Source organism: Ewingella americana ATCC 33852 (assembly GCF_000735345.1).
GTDB lineage: Bacteria > Pseudomonadota > Gammaproteobacteria > Enterobacterales > Enterobacteriaceae > Ewingella > Ewingella americana.
In genome coordinates, this window is sequence record NZ_JMPJ01000076.1 from 13,467 (window position 1) to 29,745 (window position 16,279).

General features: G+C 52.7%; 16 protein-coding genes. 9 read left to right on the forward strand and 7 right to left on the reverse strand.

Annotation, left to right across the window (positions count from 1 at the left end; genetic code table 11):
* The first annotated feature begins 27 nt into the window (after positions 1-27).
* The 3 genes from GEAM_RS21640 (at position 28) to GEAM_RS21650 (ending at position 3,793) form a co-directional block, all read left to right on the forward strand.
* Positions 28-1,080 carry a LacI family DNA-binding transcriptional regulator gene (locus GEAM_RS21640; RefSeq protein WP_034796022.1) on the forward strand — a complete coding sequence of 351 codons (1,053 nt, stop codon included), beginning with the start codon at positions 28-30 and terminating at the stop codon, positions 1,078-1,080.
* A 233-nt stretch (positions 1,081-1,313) separates the two neighbouring features.
* Complete coding sequence (locus tag GEAM_RS21645; RefSeq protein WP_034796023.1) at positions 1,314-2,384, forward strand: SIS domain-containing protein; 1,071 nt, start codon at positions 1,314-1,316, stop codon at positions 2,382-2,384.
* Positions 2,385-2,404: 20 nt separating this feature from the next.
* The gene (locus tag GEAM_RS21650; protein ID WP_034796025.1) at positions 2,405-3,793 is read left to right on the forward strand and encodes a PTS transporter subunit EIIC; all 1,389 of its coding nucleotides are present in this window, start codon (positions 2,405-2,407) and stop codon (positions 3,791-3,793) included.
* 60 nt (positions 3,794-3,853) lie between these two features.
* Here GEAM_RS21650 and ovoA read toward each other — a convergent pair whose 3' ends face one another.
* From ovoA to GEAM_RS21670, 4 genes are all read right to left on the reverse strand, one after another.
* The gene (gene ovoA / locus GEAM_RS21655) at positions 3,854-5,995 is read right to left on the reverse strand and encodes a 5-histidylcysteine sulfoxide synthase (protein WP_034796026.1); all 2,142 of its coding nucleotides are present in this window, start codon (positions 5,993-5,995) and stop codon (positions 3,854-3,856) included.
* 168 nt (positions 5,996-6,163) lie between these two features.
* The gene (locus GEAM_RS21660; RefSeq protein WP_244956653.1) at positions 6,164-6,499 is read right to left on the reverse strand and encodes a colicin transporter; all 336 of its coding nucleotides are present in this window, start codon (positions 6,497-6,499) and stop codon (positions 6,164-6,166) included.
* Between the two features lie 93 nt (positions 6,500-6,592).
* On the reverse strand, positions 6,593-6,919 hold the full coding sequence (locus GEAM_RS21665; protein ID WP_244956652.1) for a colicin transporter: 327 nt from the start codon (positions 6,917-6,919) through the stop codon (positions 6,593-6,595).
* A 318-nt stretch (positions 6,920-7,237) separates the two neighbouring features.
* A complete protein-coding gene (locus tag GEAM_RS21670; RefSeq protein WP_034796027.1) occupies positions 7,238-8,350 on the reverse strand; it encodes a tyrosine-type recombinase/integrase in 1,113 nt (370 codons plus the stop codon).
* Between the two features lie 257 nt (positions 8,351-8,607).
* On the opposite strand from GEAM_RS21670, the gene GEAM_RS21675 reads away from it, so the two are divergent.
* From GEAM_RS21675 to GEAM_RS21685, 3 genes are read left to right on the forward strand one after another with little or no spacing between them, the layout of a single operon-like run.
* On the forward strand, positions 8,608-9,390 hold the full coding sequence (locus GEAM_RS21675) for an ABC transporter ATP-binding protein (protein WP_034796038.1): 783 nt from the start codon (positions 8,608-8,610) through the stop codon (positions 9,388-9,390).
* 27 nt (positions 9,391-9,417) lie between these two features.
* Complete coding sequence (locus GEAM_RS21680; RefSeq protein ID WP_051899610.1) at positions 9,418-10,374, forward strand: ABC transporter substrate-binding protein; 957 nt, start codon at positions 9,418-9,420, stop codon at positions 10,372-10,374.
* A gap of 2 nt (positions 10,375-10,376) precedes the next feature.
* The gene (locus GEAM_RS21685; protein ID WP_034796045.1) at positions 10,377-11,375 is read left to right on the forward strand and encodes a FecCD family ABC transporter permease; all 999 of its coding nucleotides are present in this window, start codon (positions 10,377-10,379) and stop codon (positions 11,373-11,375) included.
* A gap of 49 nt (positions 11,376-11,424) precedes the next feature.
* On the opposite strand, the gene GEAM_RS21690 is transcribed toward GEAM_RS21685, so the two are convergent.
* On the reverse strand, positions 11,425-12,282 hold the full coding sequence (locus tag GEAM_RS21690) for an SDR family oxidoreductase (RefSeq protein ID WP_034796055.1): 858 nt from the start codon (positions 12,280-12,282) through the stop codon (positions 11,425-11,427).
* Positions 12,283-12,500: 218 nt separating this feature from the next.
* Between GEAM_RS21690 and GEAM_RS21695 the strand changes: the two genes are divergently transcribed.
* A complete protein-coding gene (locus tag GEAM_RS21695; protein WP_236942834.1) occupies positions 12,501-12,845 on the forward strand; it encodes a winged helix-turn-helix transcriptional regulator in 345 nt (114 codons plus the stop codon).
* Between the two features lie 45 nt (positions 12,846-12,890).
* Here the strand turns inward: GEAM_RS21695 and GEAM_RS21700 are convergent, their stop codons facing one another.
* Positions 12,891-13,283 (reverse strand): hypothetical protein, encoded by a 393-nt coding sequence (locus GEAM_RS21700; RefSeq protein WP_034796061.1) that lies wholly within the window; start codon positions 13,281-13,283, stop codon positions 12,891-12,893.
* Positions 13,280-14,662, reverse strand: coding sequence for an MFS transporter (locus GEAM_RS21705; RefSeq protein ID WP_034796063.1), 1,383 nt, complete (start codon positions 14,660-14,662; stop codon positions 13,280-13,282). Before GEAM_RS21705 ends, GEAM_RS21700 begins: the two co-directional genes overlap by 4 nt.
* A gap of 125 nt (positions 14,663-14,787) precedes the next feature.
* Between GEAM_RS21705 and GEAM_RS21710 the strand changes: the two genes are divergently transcribed.
* Positions 14,788-15,684 (forward strand): LysR family transcriptional regulator, encoded by an 897-nt coding sequence (locus GEAM_RS21710; RefSeq protein WP_034796065.1) that lies wholly within the window; start codon positions 14,788-14,790, stop codon positions 15,682-15,684.
* A 47-nt stretch (positions 15,685-15,731) separates the two neighbouring features.
* Positions 15,732-16,265, forward strand: a complete 534-nt coding sequence (locus tag GEAM_RS21715; protein ID WP_034796067.1) for a GNAT family N-acetyltransferase — start codon at positions 15,732-15,734, stop codon at positions 16,263-16,265.
* Positions 16,266-16,279 lie beyond the last annotated feature (14 nt).

The window sequence follows — 16,279 nt, forward strand, 5'->3', positions numbered from 1 at the left end:
ACAGGATTTGAAGGAAAGAGACGCATAATGAAGAAAAGCATCACCATAAAAGATATTGCCGAGATGGCCGGGGTGTCGATCACCACGGTTTCTCGCGTACTGAATAACAACCAATGGGTGGCGGATAAAACCAAAGCCAAAGTTGATAAGGTGATCAAGGAGCATAATTTCAGCCCGAACTTAGTGGCGCGCGGCATGATTTCGAAGAAGACCCACATGCTCGCGGTGGTGGTTTCTGACATCACTAACCCCTACTTCGTGATGCTGGTCGAACAGATTGAAAAGGTCTGTTTGCAGGCAGGCTATAAGGTCATGCTGTTCGACACCCAGTCCGCCAATAAAGGCCCGACCGGCTCCACGCAGCATATCGACGAGAATATCTTTACCTCGGTGATCAGCAGCCAGCTCGACGGGGTGATTATTCTTGGCGGCGAAATTGACTACCTTGTGGTGCCAGAGAGCTATCTGGAGGCACTGAAAAAACTCACCGAAACCATCCCTACCGTGGTAGTCGGGCGTAACATTGCGCAGCTCGATTACCCTTGTATCGTCCGCGACCAGACCCACAGCGTTGAGCTGGTAGCCCAACATTTGATTGATAAAGGTTATCGGAAAATCGCTTTTATCGGCGGTTCGGAGAAGGTCTACATCACCAAACAGCGGATAAAAGCCTTCAAAGATCAGTTAGCGAAAGCTGGATTAACGGCCGACGACAGCCTGATTATTGAAACCAACTTTTACCTGCAGCACGGCTATCAGGCCGCAGAACGCCTGATTCAGCACAGCCAAAAAGGCGGCTTACCTGAAGCCATTTTGGCGATTAACGATCAGGTAGCCATCGGCGCTATCCGCGCATTAAAAGATAACAACATCAGCGTGCCGCAAGATATCGCGGTCGCCAGCTGCGAGTACTTCCCCGGCAGCGAATACTATGTTCCACGCATTACCACGGTTGACCATCAAAATGCACAGATAGGTCAAGCGGTTACTACCACTATTCTGGACATCATCGAGCCGCGTGAGCAGGCGAGTGAATACCCAGAAATTGTCTCTGTGCTGATTGAAGGCGAGTCTTGCTAAGGTTGTCCCGGCTTGAGTGCTTACTCAAGCCACAAATCTCCCCCCCGTTAAACCCCAAAACGAGCAGCCGCCCCTCTCTTAACAAAAGGCGTTTTAATCCTGCCTTTTGCCACTTCGCTCACAGTTTCACTCTCCTCGTATTGATCTTCCTATTGCTGACTCCTATTTTACTGAAAACGTTTTCAGGTTTTCAGTTTAAAACCTAACAAACACCGTAAATAAGGGAGAAGACCGTGAAGCCGACCATGATGACCTATATTCATCAGCAGCATGAAGTATTGTTAAATATCCTTAATGGGTATCCTAAGACAATCCCTGTTATTCAAGACAAGAATGAATGGTTAATACTCGCCACCGGCTCCAGCATTAATGCGGCGAAAAGCGCGAAGTATTACATTGAGAAATTAACCCGCGCCAGAATTACTATCGAAGAACCGTTCAATTATCAGTTCTTTGAGAAGCCAAACCCGGCGATTGATTTAGTGATGGGCGTTTCACAAAGTGGCGAAAGCACCTCCACCCTCAACGCTATGCGCCACATTAAGCAGTACAGCAACGCGCAGACCTACGGCGTGACCAGCAAGATGGACAGCGAACTGGCGAAAAGCGTTGATATCGCTATTGATATTCAAAACGGCGAAGAACGTGTAGGCTACGTCACCAAAGGTTATACCGCGACGATCCTCACCCTGATGTTACTAGGTTTACGCAGTGCCAGAGCCGACGGCGCGATTAGCGAACAGCAAGAACACGCCGAGCTGGCAATGTTTAAGGCCGCCATTGACGCCATTCCCACTATCATTGATGACACCGAAACCTTCTACCAAACCTGGAAGGATGAGCTGGTCGCCTCGCCGCGCTTCACCAGTATTGGCTATGGCCCGGCGGTGGGCGTCTGTCAGGAGATGGCGACTAAATTTGCCGAAACCGTGCGCGTCCCCTCTCAAGGAATTGAGATGGAAACCTTTATGCACGGCCCCTATTTCGAGGTGAATCCGCAGCATCGCATCTTCTTTATCGAGGTGGAAAGCGTCGCCAAAGAGCGTTTATTGCTGCTCCGCGAGTATGAGAAGAAATGCACGCCTTTTATTTACAGCCTGAAAATCGGTAAAAGCGACGAGCCGCGAACCCTATCGATTGATGCCAAGGTCAGTGAATATATTGCGCCACTGATTGCGGTGATCCCGTTCCAGATATTGGCTCATCATATTGCTGAAGATAAAGGCAATAACCTCGGTCAGCGTATTTTTACCGATTTTGGTGTGTCGGTAAAAAGTAAAACCAAACCCGGTGATTATAACTAAGGTTTAATGAAGGAAATAACATGGCTATTGATTATAAAATGATGGCAAGTCAGATTATTTCTAATATTGGTGGTGATAACAATATTGAATATCTCACGCATTGCGCCACGCGGTTACGTTTTAATCTCAAAGATCTCACCAAGGTTAATGAATCTGCTCTTAATGACATGCCGGATATCATTAAAGTCATCAATAACAATAGCCAGTTCCAAATCGTCATTGGTCCGCGCGTCGAGCACGTTTACCGAGCAATTGAGCAGGCTCGGGTCGCCGAGCCTGCAAGCCAGACAGTCGCCGAACCGGTGGAAAAAACTTCACTGTTTAACCGCCTACTGTCCAATATCTCGGCCATTTTCACTCCCTATATTGGTGTGTTGGCGGGCGTCGGCATGCTCAAAGGTATCGTGGTCTTACTGCAAACCATGAATCTGGTCCATACCGATGCCTATGTCTTTACCGTGTTTAACGCACTGGCCAGCGGCGTGTTCACCTTCCTGCCGCTGTTTATCGCGGTCACCGCCGCTGAGAAGTTTAAAACCAATAAATACATTGCGTTAGCTTTGACGGCGGCAATGGTGTACCCACTGACCACCACGGATATTCCCGCCGCAATCAGCGTCTTTGGCCTGTCGCTGAGTATGAAAATCTACGGCGGCGCGGTGATCCCGGCGATTTTCGCGGTACTTTTCCTCAGCTATGTCGAACGCTATCTGAAGAAAGTCATTCCGGAAGTCGCCGCGCTGGTGTTCGTCCCCTGCCTGTCGCTGATTATCACCGGCTTCGTGGTCTTCACCTTTATCGGCCCGATTGCTGACTACGTGGGCATCGGCATCGCCAAAGGCTACTTCTGGCTGTACCAGCTCAGCCCGGTGATTTCCGGCGCGCTGCTGGCGGGCATTGGCCAGCTGTTCGTGGTGTTCGGCGTCCATTGGGGCATTATCCCGATTGCGCTGATCAACATTCAGGTTTCAGGCTTCGACACTATTATGCCGATGTTTATGTCGGCGGTGATGGGGCAATTCGGCGCGGCCTTTGGCGCAATCTTTATTGCCCGCAATGTAAAAGACAAACAGATTGCCATTTCAGCCTCGATTTCCGCCTTCTTTGGCATTACCGAACCGGCGCTGTACGGGGTGAATCTCAAGTACCGCATGCTATTCGTGTTTGGCTGCATCGGCGCGGCGCTGGGGGGCGGGATAACCGGCCTGCTGGGGGTGAAAACCTACAGTTTCTTGCCAGTGCTGAACGTGTTTGAGCTTGGCCTGTTCAGCGGACCTGATTCGAAGATGATTTATGAGGTCGCCGCTATCGCCGTCGCCTTTACCGTCCCGGCCATTTTGACCATTATTTATGGCAAAACTAAGCTGGCGAAGCTGCCCATTCCGGCGGCCGAAAAAGCCGTGAGATAAGGAGAGTAATAAGAGGAAACGCAGCCCGATTGACCCCGGACTGCGTTTTTTATTGCAGAGTTACTTCTTGCGCCATACCGTCAGCTGCGCCACGGTGTGCTGGTATTTGCGCGCCGTCTCGCGGATAACAAAAGGCACATCCATCGGCGGCTGCACTTCCTCAAAATCACTCGACAGCAGGCGCTGCAAGGATTGATGAGTGGTCAGGGCCTCGCCGTTTTCACGCACGCCGCCCAGCCAGTTCTCCTTCGGCGTGAACTCCTCCAGCCAAGTGTATGGCGAAGAGAGCATCAGGATGCCGCCGGGGCGAATCATAGTGACAACGTCACGTAAGAAACGCTTCGGCTCGCGCAGACGGTCAATCAAATTGGATGCCAGCACCAGATCGTAAGGCTCTTTCTGCGGCTTGAGGTTACAGGCGTCGCCCTGCGAGAAATGCACTTTCGCCGCCAGTTCGGCACTCAGCCCCACATCCGACAGGCGAGCGTGGCAGTACTCCATCAGCTCGCCCTCCTCCTGAATCAGATAGCGTAACTCTTCTCCGGCGGCCAGTGACAGCGCCACATCAATAAAGCGCGCCGAGTAGTCCAGACCGGTGACCTGCTCAAACGAGCGGGCCAACTCAAAGCTGGCACGGCCGGTGGCACAGCCGATATCTAAAGCGCGCTGGCGTTTATCACACAGTTTTTCAGCGATGGCGACCAAAGCACAGGCGTAGTTATCCACGCCGAAGTAGGACTTACCATATTGGAAATCAAGGTATTGCGACACCAAGGTGTCAGTTTCGTACGGATTCACAATCTGTTTTTCCTGATGAGTAGACACCACATAGCGGAAGCCCGCGTGTTGGAAGAAGTGCCGACGGAAGGCATAGCGCGAGGAGCGCAAGGCTTCATTTCCGGTAGAAATCCAGCTGCCGCCCTTGATGATGGAGTGCTTGCCATCAAAGGTTGGCGTGGAAAAATCGTCATACAGCGGGTGGACGCGGAAGCCCGAAAAACCGCTGATTGGCGTGGTGGTCCACTGCCAAACATTGCCCACCACATCGTAAAAATCCCCTTGTGGGAACTGGTCTACCGGGCAGGAAGAGGCCCACCACGCCAAGTTAATATTGCCCGGCGCCTGCTGCCAGTCTGGCTGGTCGCCCTCAACCTGTTCGCGCAAAACGTACCATTCGGCCTCGGTCGGTAACTGAATAGATTTACCGGTTTCATCCGCCTTCCAGCGGCAAAACGCGGCGGCTTCCAGCTGGTTCACCTCGGCAGGCCAGTCCCACGGCATGGTGACCTCTTCTGCCATCAGACGCAGCTTCAGGGAGTCCGGTGAAGCGATATCCCCCACCCAGAATGTTGGGCACGCCGCCTGCGCAAAGTCGCGCCAGCCTTGCCCTTCTTCATCCCACCAGTCGTTATTTTGATAACCACCGGCCTGAATAAACTCGAAAAACTCAGCATTGCTGACCAGCATTTTGCTGGCTTTAAAAGGTTTTACCTCAGCCTTGAATGAACCATATTCGTTATCCCAGCCGTAAGTATCATCCGTTTTGCCCAAGGTAATCTCACCACCTTTCTGCGAAATCAGTGAGTTAGCAGGGACAGCGTTGCGCTCGGTTCTCGATTGAGGGCAGACAGGCCAGTGCGCCTGCGGCTTCACCCACTCAATCGGCAACTGGCGGATCAGCACGCTAGAGGTTTCGAGGTGGATGCGTTCATGCTCGATCCCCATCAGAATCACCCACGCCGGACTGTCCCAGTCCAAAGGCAATTCCAGCGGCATCTCTTTGATAAACTGAGTAATTAACGAGTGAACCTTGCCGCGATAGTCGCGCAACTGCGCAACACTCGGCCAGCTGTAGTGGCTGTTATCAAGGTCGTCCCAGCTCATTTCATCCACGCCGATTGCCAGCATGGCTTCAATTTCATCATCAACGCGCTGCTTAATCAGCCCCGCGGCCATCAGCTTGTTAATGTAAAAAGTGGCGGTATGCCCGAAGTAGAAAATCAACGGGTGGCGCAGGGATATGGCCTTGTTGAAGTAGGCGCGCTCGTCGTCCAGACAGTCGAAAAGACGCTCATACAGCGCCCAAGTCTGCTGGAAATAGTTGAGGATCTCCTGTCGTTTTTCCTCTGAACTGCGGCCACTTAAATAGAGAGTCTGGGTCGGTGCAGGCAACCCGGCGGTCGTCGTTTTTGCTAAATTCATTATTATTTTCTCCGTTCTCTGACCATGCAAAGTACAGAGCAAAGTCTAGCATTAATTCATTTCATACCGGTTTCATGAGAAATTCTGTCACACTTTAAATTCTGAGTTTGAGGAGGGTAAAAAGGGGCTGATTGTTGGCAAAAGCCCGACGTCAAAACAGGAAAAGGGCTAGAGGCTCTTGATGAGAGTAATGACGAATGCGGTGTATCCTTCGCTAACATCATCGTTGATGTTTTCGATAGCGCGGTCATTATTGGTCTTCAGGTCAGCATCGGCTTGGTAATATCTCAATGAGTCCCAGCGGGTATTCGAATCAGGCTGAAAGCCAGGATTATGCCAGTGGCCCCCTTCCACGGTCCCGACGAAAAATCCTTTAAGGGTGGCTTCCTCACAGACTTCTCTCGCAGCATGAGGAGATAGAGCCATGCATGAATCACCTTTAAGTTCGAAGAACTTAGCCCCCTCATGATACAAAGTATCCTGTCTAAACAGTTTCCCTGTCATTGATATTCCCTTAAACATAAAAAGCTAGCAGATCATTGAAATACGCCCAACAATAAGAATTATTGGGCGTCCTAATGACAACAACTTGAAGCTCTAGATCAGAGTAATAATAAACGCTGTGTACCCCTCCTTGGCATCATCGTTGATGTTTTCGATTGCACGGTCATTATTGGTCTTGAGATCGGCATCGGCTTGATAATATTTTAATGAGTCCCAATTGGTGTTCATATCAGGTTTAAACCCCGGATTCAGCCAATGTCCACCTTCAATTGCCCCAATAAAAATCCCTCTGCGAGTTGCTTCTTCACAGACCTCTGTTGCTGCTTTCGGGGATAGTTTCATGCGTGCATCGCCATCAAGCTCGAAGAATTTCGCCCCATCCTCAAACAAAATATCCTGTCTAAACAGTGCCTCTATCATTTTATTTTCCCTAAAAACTAGCTCATCCAATTATAAATGTCGACACGTAAAACAGGCCTGAAAATATATTCAGCCATTTCTTTCATTCGCGCGGTAGTTATAAACTCTCATTATATTACTTTTCAAACCCCGTATTTACTTCTCCCCTTAAGAATATTTTAAGTAAATCTGAAAGCTCGACTTGTATTTAATCTGAAAGTATCCATTTTATTGACTGTCTTTTCATATAATGAATTTTTCTATGATGCCGGAGAATGTCGGCTTCATAAGTATCATTTTTCATCTTTGCAGGAAGGCTTGAAAGTATAAAGTGAGACATCAACCCACCATAAACAGCAGCGATCGTTCGCTAATTTGCAGCGATTCGCCTTGATAATTGTGGTGCAGGCTTTGGTAGGAGTCGCTGGAAATTATCCGCTCGATGTCTGCTGACAGGGCTTCTAGCGCCTGTTTCATCTGCGGTAAATAGTCGTGGGTGTCGTAGACGCGGTCGATGCCTTCCAGCGAGTGGTTCATGATTTTACGCGCCACGTCGTTGGCGATATTCAGTGATGCGAGTTTAGATCGCGCGGTTCGGCGCAAATCTCGGGTGGTGAAAGCCTCGATGCCAAGCCCTCTTTCTGCGCGAACCATTCTGCGCAAAGCCTGCGTGATCGCCCCGCGCGATAAAGGTTTTTGCGGGTCCGAAGGAGAAGGTACCAGCCACGGACTTTCGGCCGGACTGGCTGCGAAAAGTGCATCAACGCAGCGGGTCATCATCGCGGTGAGCGGCAAACTGTGGTCACGGCGGGACTTATTTCTCTGCCCCTGACGCCACAAACCAATGGTTAAATGAAACTCGTCTTTGCGCGCCCGAACCACTTCATCCGGGCGTCTGGCAGTGAGCAAACAGAGACGCAAAGCCCAGCGACACTGCTCTGAAATATCCCATAAATCAAGGCCATGCCAGAAAATCCAGATTTCCGCGTCGGTCAGAGATCGCTCTCTTGGCGGCGTATTTCGCCCGCCGACGTCTCGCCGTTTCATCGAGCCAATCGGTGAGTGTTCGATATAACCTTGGGTTTCCGCCCAGCTCATAAACTGTTTGCACAGAGCAAAAACGCGCTTGGCTTCGGCAATTTTTCTCTCGGCCAGCAGCACGTTAAATAGCCGGTTGAGTCGCAGTCGCGTCACTTTATTCAGCGGCAGCGAACCAATCATCGGCAGCACGTGTTTGAGCAGAGAAGAAATAGCAATTTCCGGGCGCCGCCGCGTGATCATCAGCGACAGCCTGATCCACACCTTCATCACCTGCTCGACGGTCGCGTTGCCCTCTTCTTCCATATTATCCAGCTCGGCCAAGGGCGCATTCTTGATCTGGTTAAGAAAGAGGATCACATGGCGGCCAACCTGATCGGCGGCAATGTCGGGTTCGGTCACGGCTTGGTTCATTCAGGCAATTTCTACAGGCAAAAGTCCGGAGCGCAGTTATAACAACTTCAGCAGACCGAGGCAAAACGTTTATGACTCCAGACCTATTAAGTCTGGAGTCACAAAGAGTGCGAATGGTGAATTCTAGTCACCCCGGCAGCGTCAATTTAGCCAAGGATATGCGGGGTTTATGCTCATAAAAAAGCCAATTTATTTGATTTCACTTCTATTTGATATGTTATAACATAACAATATCTATCTACATCGAATCTTTCTCTATGCTCATCCCTGACGTTCTTAGCATCGAACACCTGAGTATCCGCACTCAGCGCAATAATTTGTTGGTTAGCGGAGTGAATTTCCAACTTTCGTCCGGGGAATGTTTGGCGGTGATCGGCCCAAACGGCAGCGGCAAATCCAGCTTACTGCGCGCTCTGACCAGCGAACTCGCGCCAAGCGAAGGCAGCATTTTGCTCAACGGACAGCCATTGGCCAACTTCTCGCGGCAAGAGCGCGCCAAGCATATTGCGATTGTGGCGCAGGACGATCCGCCCGATCCGCGATTGCTGGTTGAAGACTATGTCGCCCTCGGCCGTATTCCTCATCACCACTGCTGCACACCGATTCATCATCGGCGCTGTATTGAGCAAGCACTGGTCGATACCAAACTTGAAAATTTGCGCCATCGGCTGATCGGCTCACTCTCCGGCGGTGAAAAACAGCGCGCCGCGCTGGCTCGGGCTTTTGCCCAAACGCCACAGCTTTTATTGCTCGATGAGCCAACCAATCATCTCGACCCTTTAAGCCGCGCCACCCTTTTGGCGCTGGTGCGCAGTAAAGGAATTTCGACCATTGCCGTGTTGCATGATTTGCCTCTGGTCGAGCCTTTCGCCGATCGCATTCTGGTGATGCAAAAAGGCCGACTGGTGGTATGGGGTTACCCCGAGATCGCGCTATCTGCTCAAATAATAAACCGCGTGTTTGGCATGGAAAGTTACACTGTCACCCACCCTATTACCGGCAACCCTCTGCGCATTTTTGAGGCGCCTTTGTGCGCCTAGTGTTTTACTTTTCTCCAGGACAACGTCATGAAAAATCTTGCCTTTATATTGCCCGGCTTACTGTTCTCCAGTTTGACCTTTGCCAGCGACTTCCCGGTCACGGTGGACAGCTGCGGCCAACCGCTGACCTTTACTCAGGCACCGCAGCGCGCCGTGATCAATGATTTGAATATGTCGGAAATGGCTTTTGCTTTGGGTTTGCAAAACCACATTGTCGGCGTGACGGGGATCAGCGGCTGGTACAAAGTGACGCCAGAATTCAAAATTCAGCAGGGAAATATCCCCGAATTGGCGGCTAAATATCCCTCTTTAGAAACCTTGGTCGCCGTCGCGCCCGATCTGTTTTTCGCTGGCTGGAACTACGGCATGAAACTCGGCGGTGACGTCACGCCACAGTCGCTCGCCCACTACGGGGTGAAAACGCTGGTACTGAGCGAAAGCTGTATTTTTGTTGATAAGCACCGCCCGCGCGCCAGCATGGATTTACTCTATGGCGACGAGTTGAAGCTGGGCGCAATTTTTGGCAAACGCGAAGAGGCGCAAAAATTGGTCGATGGCTGGAAAGCCCGCGTCTCGGCGGTGCAGCAAAAAATCGGCAAACACCAACCGCCAAAAGTGTTCGTGTATGACTCTGGCGAAGACAAACCTTTTACCAGTGGAAAATACGCCATGCCTACGGCCATTATTGAAGCCGCCGGAGGCAAAAACATCATGGATAATCTGGACGCCAGTTGGACCACCACCTCATGGGAGAGCGTGGCAACTCAAGAGCCGGATGTGATTGTATTGCTGGATTACCAGACCGGCGGCGGCGCGGCGGCCTTGCAGCATTTCCTCGAATCTCACCCATTAATGAAAGAGACACCTGCGGTTAAACATCATCGCTATGTGAAGTTGCAGTACAGCGAATTGACGCCGGGTCCGGCGAATATTGACGCAGTAGAAAAACTGGCCAAAGTGCTTTATCCGGATGCAACTCATTGAAAATGAGTCGTTATCGTTACTTTCTGATTATTGCGCTGAGCCTGTTTACGCTGATATTACTGATGCTGTTTGGCGTTGCGGCGGGGAGCGTTTCCCTGCCGATTTCGCAGGTGTTGTCCTCGCTGGGGCTTTATCAGCCCCCGGTTCCTGACATGATCCATCGCATCGTGTTCGAGCTGCGCCTGCCGCGAAGTTTGCTGGCGGCGCTGACCGGAGCGGGTCTGGCGATGGTGGGCGCCTTACTGCAAACCACTACCCGCAATGAGCTGGCCGACCCTTTTTTGTTCGGACTCTCGTCCGGGGCCTCTGCCGGAGCCGTGGCGGTGATCACCCGCTATGGCGATCGGCTCGGCGCGTGGGGTTTGCCGATTTCGGCCTTCGCGGGGGGCATTCTTTCTGCGGTTTCGGTGATGCTGCTCTTTATGCTGCAACGCGCCAAAGGGGCAGAAAAACTGGTGATTAGCGGTCTGGCGATCTCTTTCCTGTTTGGCGCACTGACTAACTATCTGGTGTTTTCAGGCGATCAGCGCGCGGCAAGTTCGGTGCTATTTTGGTCGCTGGGGGGATTAGGGCTGGCGCGATGGGACAACATTGGCTTTGCCGTGGCGGCCGTTGCGCTACTGTCTGCCTTGGTCGCATTGCGCTGGCGCTGGCTGGATGCCCTGCTGGCAGGAGAACAAACCGCGATTTCTCTGGGAATAAACCTCACCCGCCTGCGAATTGAAATCTTCCTCGGCTGCGCGCTGGCGACCTCTTTATTAGTCTCTTTAACCGGGGTGATTGGCTTTGTTGGGCTGATGGTGCCCCATCTGGCACGGCCGCTGTGCGGGGTTCGCCACCGATTATTGCTGCCGGTGGTGGCACTGTTCGGCGCCATATTAATGTCAGGCGGCGACCTGCTGAGTAGGTTACTGATTGCCCCCCAAGAGCTGCCGATTGGCATTATCACCGCCGGATTAGGCGGCATTTTTGTCTTGGCAATCCTGTTAAAAAGCCAATAAAAAAACCGGCGCTATGCAGCCATAGCGCCGGTTTTAAGCTGCCCAGAACTTAAAGAGATTTTAAGGTCGCCTCAATAACCTCTTGATAAGGCGTGGTTTTACGCCCGATCAGTTTGCTCAGGGTTTTGCTGTCGTCGAACAGGCCGCCCTGCGCCGCACCGGCGTCTGAATCCGCCAGCAGATTGGCGAAACCTTCCGGCAAGCCCGCGCCAAGCAGTGCCTTGGCGAACTCATCTTGCGACAGGTTAACGTAGTCCACTTTTTTGCCCGACTGGCGCGCAATCTCGGCGGAGAACTCAGCCAAGGTATAGCTTTCATCTCCCGCCAGCTCGTAAATTTTCCCGCCCTGATTTTCCAGCTGCAATACCGCCGCTGCGGCTTCGGCGTAATCTTCACGGGTGGCCGAAGAGATGCGGCCTTCGCCCACTGCGCCGATAAACGCATTGTGAGCCAGTGCCGGAGCAATGCTCGCCGCGTAGTTTTCGGTGTACCAGCCGTTGCGCAAAATCACCGCCGGCACGCCGGAGGCCTTCAGCGCCGCTTCCGTCGCGCGGTGCTCAGTGCCCAACCCCAGTTTGGTAGTGTCAGCGTGCAGCAAACTGGTATAAGCGATCAATTTCACCCCGGCGCGTTTCGCCGCGTCAATCACCGCCTGGTGTTGTGCTTCACGCTGGCCGATTTCGTTTGAGGAGATCAGCAGCACTTTTTCCACGCCTTTGAAGGCGCTGTCCAGCGTGGCGGGCTGGGTGTAATCCGCCTGACGCACATCGACGCCAAGGTCAGACAGCTCTTTGGCTTTTGCAGGGCTGCGCACTGCCGCGACAATCTGGTTCGCAGGCACTTTCTTCAACAACGCTGCGATAACAAGGCGGCCCAGTTGGCCGGTAGCACCGGTAATAGCGATCATGATGTTTCTCCGAAAGTGAATTAAGTTCGATTGGACGGTCGTCTTATGACGAAACAGTCTGAATATCGCGTCCGTGAAATACATCCTATGCGATATACTAACTTTTCGTAAGTACGTACAAAAAGGTTAGTATGAAATTAACATCATTGCCGATCGAAACGGGCGAAGAACAAGTCACAGAGAATATTCTTGGAGAGCGTCTTCGCCGGGGTGAAGTGATGAGCGCCGACTGCCCATCGCGGGAGATCCTCAGCCACGTCACCAGCCGCTGGGGCGTTTTAGTGCTGATTGCTCTGAGCGACGGCACCCAGCGATTCAGCGAATTACGCCGTAAAATCAACGGAGTAAGTGAGAAGATGCTGGCCCAAACCTTACAAACGCTGGAAACCGACGGCTTTGTTGATCGCATCTCCTACCCCGTAGTGCCACCCCATGTGGAATACAGCCTGACCCCACTTGGCGTCGAGGTGCAAACACAGCTCGCCGGGCTAACGGACTGGGTGGAAACCAACCTGCACCGCATCATTAACCAGCGCAATCTGCGTCTGGTGGACAAACAATAAGGGCCCGCAATGCAGGCCCTTGGCTGTTTAATCATAGTCCGCTTGTTAGATTGCGGCGGCGGTTTCGTGTAAATGTCGCCAGATCACTTTGCCCTCCGCATCCACTGAAAACACCACGGTCGAGTAGCGCAGCGTGGCGTTCTGGCCGGGAAGCTGTTGGCGTTCCTGATAGCTGACCACCGCGCCGTCGGCGCTTTCTGCTACCAGCTTCATGTCTGCGATTTCAATCTGAAGGCCGTTTTTTGCGCCGTGCTGCGATTGAAAAAACCCGCACAACTTCTCAAAATCCAACACATGACCACTCAGCGTCACCATCGAATAATGCGGGCTGAAGCGGCCCAGCAGCTGGTCGCAGGTGGTTTGCGAAGAGTTGGCATCACCCAGCCAGCTGGCGATTAAGTCATGTGCATCAAGCACTTCCTGAAAATAACGGTTCACGATGTCTCCTGGTTTAAGGTGTTAACAAGGCTGCGATTGGCGATTCGACAACACAGCGCAATGGGAATAAAGACGCTCAGGGCGGCCAGTAAGAAGCAGAGTTGGTAGGCGTGTTCGGCACTCAGACCGGAATAACCGAGCAAGAGGTTGAGTAGCAGGCTGAGCAGGGTTACGCCGAGACAAAAACTCAGCTGGCGGTTGATGTTCCACAGCGCGCTGGCGTCGGCCAACTGGCGGTCTTCAATCTGAATAAACGCCGTGCTTTGCGCCGTGCTGCTGCACAAACTGCTGCCGAACCCCATCAGCGCGAAGGCGGTGACTTGCAGGCCGATATCCGCCGCGCCGCTGATCTGAGTCAGCGTGGCAATGCCCATCCCCTGCACCAAACAGCCAGCAATAAACAGCGGGCGCGGCCCCAGCTTGTTAAAGGTTTTCCCCGTCAGGCTAATGGCAATAAAAGAAGCCAGCGACCACGGCAGCATCAAAATACCCACCTGCGCCGCATGCATTTTGAGCTGGTCTTGCAGGTAGAGCATGGCGACCAGGCTGACGCCGGTAAACAGCCCCGGAATGAACTGATAGATAATCATCGAAATGCGCAGCAGCGGATCCTGCACCAGTCGCAAATTGAGCAGCGGCTGAGGTAAACGCAGCGAGTAAAGCACATAAGCCGTCATCAGCAAGGCACCCGCTAGCAGCAGCCCGCCGCCGAACAGCATCTGCTGGCCATCCCCCAGATAGGTCAGGCCGAGTAAAATCAGGGTCAACGCCCCACACAGCATCACCAAACCTCGCCCATCGAAATGCCCGGCGGCAACTTTCTCGGTTTCAGGTTTTAACCAGCAGGCCGCCAGAATCAACGCAATAAAAGCCAGAGGCAGGGAGGCAAAAAACACCCAGCGCCAGCTCAGGCTGTCGACGATCATGCCGCCAACGGCCGGAGACAATGCCGGCGCCATAAGCCCCACCAGCATGATCACGGATGAAAGCTTGGCTCGCTGGTGACTCGGGTAAAGTGCGTAAGTCAGCGTCTGGCCGAGCGGGATCAGCAAGCCGCCGCCCAACCCTTGCACCACCCGCCAGCCAATCAGCTGCGCCATCGAATTCGACAGCCCCGCGCCGCAGGAGCCGAGAATAAATATCAATAATGAGATGATAAACAGTCGTTTAGCGCCAATACGCTGGGCCAGCCAGCGGCTGAGCGGAATAATCAATGTCAGGCCAAGAATGTAGCCATTGCTGACCCAAGCCAGCAGGCTGACCGGCGCGGCGAAGTGGCGGCCGATGTCCGGGTAGGCCACGTTAGCGATAAACATATTGATCAGATCGACAAAAAAGCCCAGCAGGTAGACGCTGGCGACGCGCATCCGGTAAGTCATAGAGTTCTCAGAATATAAAGCAGTAAAGCGAGCAGTCTAGAGCCTTAACTGTGCGAGATAAATCGGCTTACTGGCGTTACACTGTCAAAATAACTTTGACAATAATGTCAGCGAAGCGAGAAATCATGCTGAATTTACAGCGACTAGAAATGTATGTTGCGGTGGTGGCATCAGGCAGTTTTACTGCCGCGGCCAATACCCTCGGCCTGACTAAAGCCGTGGTCAGTTTCAACATTAAGCAGTTGGAGAATGAGCTGGGCGTCGCCCTGCTAACCCGCAGCACCCGGCGCATTGCCATGACCGACGCCGGAGAGCGATTTTACCTGCGCTGCCTGCAATTGCTGCAAGACGCCGAAAGCGTGCTCGACGACGTGCGCCGCGACCACTCCGGCCTGCAAGGTTTGCTGCGCATCACCACCACGCCGGAATATGGCGCGCGGGTGGTAGTTCCGGCGCTGGCGGCTTTCTCCCTGCTTCACCCGCAGCTTAGGGTTCAGCACGTCTCTTCATCCAATCACGACGATTTGATTTCTGGCCGTTTCGACGTGGCCATTCGCCTCGGGCAGTTGGCAGACTCCAGCCACCACGCGGCGCTGATTGACCGATTTGATATTCTGCCCGTCGCAGCCCCGGACTATTTGCAGCAATGGGGTGGCGATATCACGGATTTACCCCAGCTAGAGCAGGCGCGGTGGATTGCCCACAGCCGCCTGAATACCCCGCTAACTTGGCAAGTACTGACCCCAGCCGGCGAAAGCGTGCTTTTTAACGCCGGTCAAAGCCCGATGCTAATGGCCGACAGCGCCTCCTCTTTGCTGGCCTTTGCTCTTAACGGCGCGGGCATTGCGCTACTGCCCGCGTGGTTGGTAGAAAGTGACATTGTCACTAAAAAGCTGATCCATTTGCTGCCCGATCACCGTTTTCCGCCGCAGGGGATTTATGCCCTCTACCCCAACACACGCCACGTGCCGGAAAAAGTGCGGGCTTTTATCGACTTTTTACAGCGCCGGGTGGCAGGCTGAGGAAGTCTGGCTAAGCTAAGTGATGGAATTTTATGGGGTATGATTAAATGATTATCGAAACCGAACGCTTATATCTCCGGCCTATCGCCCAGACAGATTTAGAATCAATTTGGGCAATTTATGGCGATCCGCAGACTCACCTTTTCAATCCGGCGGGTCCTTACCCTGATATCGCCTATACCCAAGCAAAACTGACCAACTGGCTAGCCGAATGGTCTCGCAATGGCTTTGGTAACTGGGCAATTTCTCTGCGCAGCGCGCCCGCTAAGGTGATTGGCTGTGGTGGCCTTAGTCGCCGACAGATAGATGAAACGCGCAATATCAATCTCGGCTATCGGTTTTCAACGGCGGTTTGGGGGCAGGGGTTGGCGACCGAGTTGGCCTTAGCTGCACTTGATTATGGTTTTGAGCAACTTAAGTTGCCGGAGATTTCTGCGACGGTAAGAGAGAACCATCTCGCGTCGCGACGGGTGCTGGAAAAAGTCGGCATGCATCAGGTGGGTTCTCTTGCCGAAGAGGGGCATAAAATCGGCAGCGCGGTATACACCATTGTCGCCGAAAAGCATCGCGCCATGCGCTGAGTTAAAAACTCGGA

Bases quoted from the DNA above. Each gene is read 5' to 3' on its own strand.
- GEAM_RS21695 (WP_236942834.1), top strand. From the start codon at position 12,501: ATGAGCGCCGACTGCCCATCGCGGGAGATCCTCAGCCACGTCACCAGC.
- GEAM_RS21665 (WP_244956652.1), bottom strand. From the start codon at position 6,919: ATGATAGAGGCACTGTTTAGACAGGATATTTTGTTTGAGGATGGGGCG.
- GEAM_RS21640 (WP_034796022.1), top strand. From the start codon at position 28: ATGAAGAAAAGCATCACCATAAAAGATATTGCCGAGATGGCCGGGGTG.
- GEAM_RS21680 (WP_051899610.1), top strand. From the start codon at position 9,418: ATGAAAAATCTTGCCTTTATATTGCCCGGCTTACTGTTCTCCAGTTTG.
- GEAM_RS21710 (WP_034796065.1), top strand. From the start codon at position 14,788: ATGCTGAATTTACAGCGACTAGAAATGTATGTTGCGGTGGTGGCATCA.
- GEAM_RS21670 (WP_034796027.1), bottom strand. From the start codon at position 8,350: ATGAACCAAGCCGTGACCGAACCCGACATTGCCGCCGATCAGGTTGGC.
- GEAM_RS21660 (WP_244956653.1), bottom strand. From the start codon at position 6,499: ATGACAGGGAAACTGTTTAGACAGGATACTTTGTATCATGAGGGGGCT.
- GEAM_RS21715 (WP_034796067.1), top strand. From the start codon at position 15,732: ATGATTATCGAAACCGAACGCTTATATCTCCGGCCTATCGCCCAGACA.
- GEAM_RS21650 (WP_034796025.1), top strand. From the start codon at position 2,405: ATGGCTATTGATTATAAAATGATGGCAAGTCAGATTATTTCTAATATT.
- GEAM_RS21690 (WP_034796055.1), bottom strand. From the start codon at position 12,282: ATGATCGCTATTACCGGTGCTACCGGCCAACTGGGCCGCCTTGTTATC.
- GEAM_RS21705 (WP_034796063.1), bottom strand. From the start codon at position 14,662: ATGACTTACCGGATGCGCGTCGCCAGCGTCTACCTGCTGGGCTTTTTT.
- GEAM_RS21685 (WP_034796045.1), top strand. From the start codon at position 10,377: ATGAGTCGTTATCGTTACTTTCTGATTATTGCGCTGAGCCTGTTTACG.
- GEAM_RS21675 (WP_034796038.1), top strand. From the start codon at position 8,608: ATGCTCATCCCTGACGTTCTTAGCATCGAACACCTGAGTATCCGCACT.
- ovoA (WP_034796026.1), bottom strand. From the start codon at position 5,995: ATGAATTTAGCAAAAACGACGACCGCCGGGTTGCCTGCACCGACCCAG.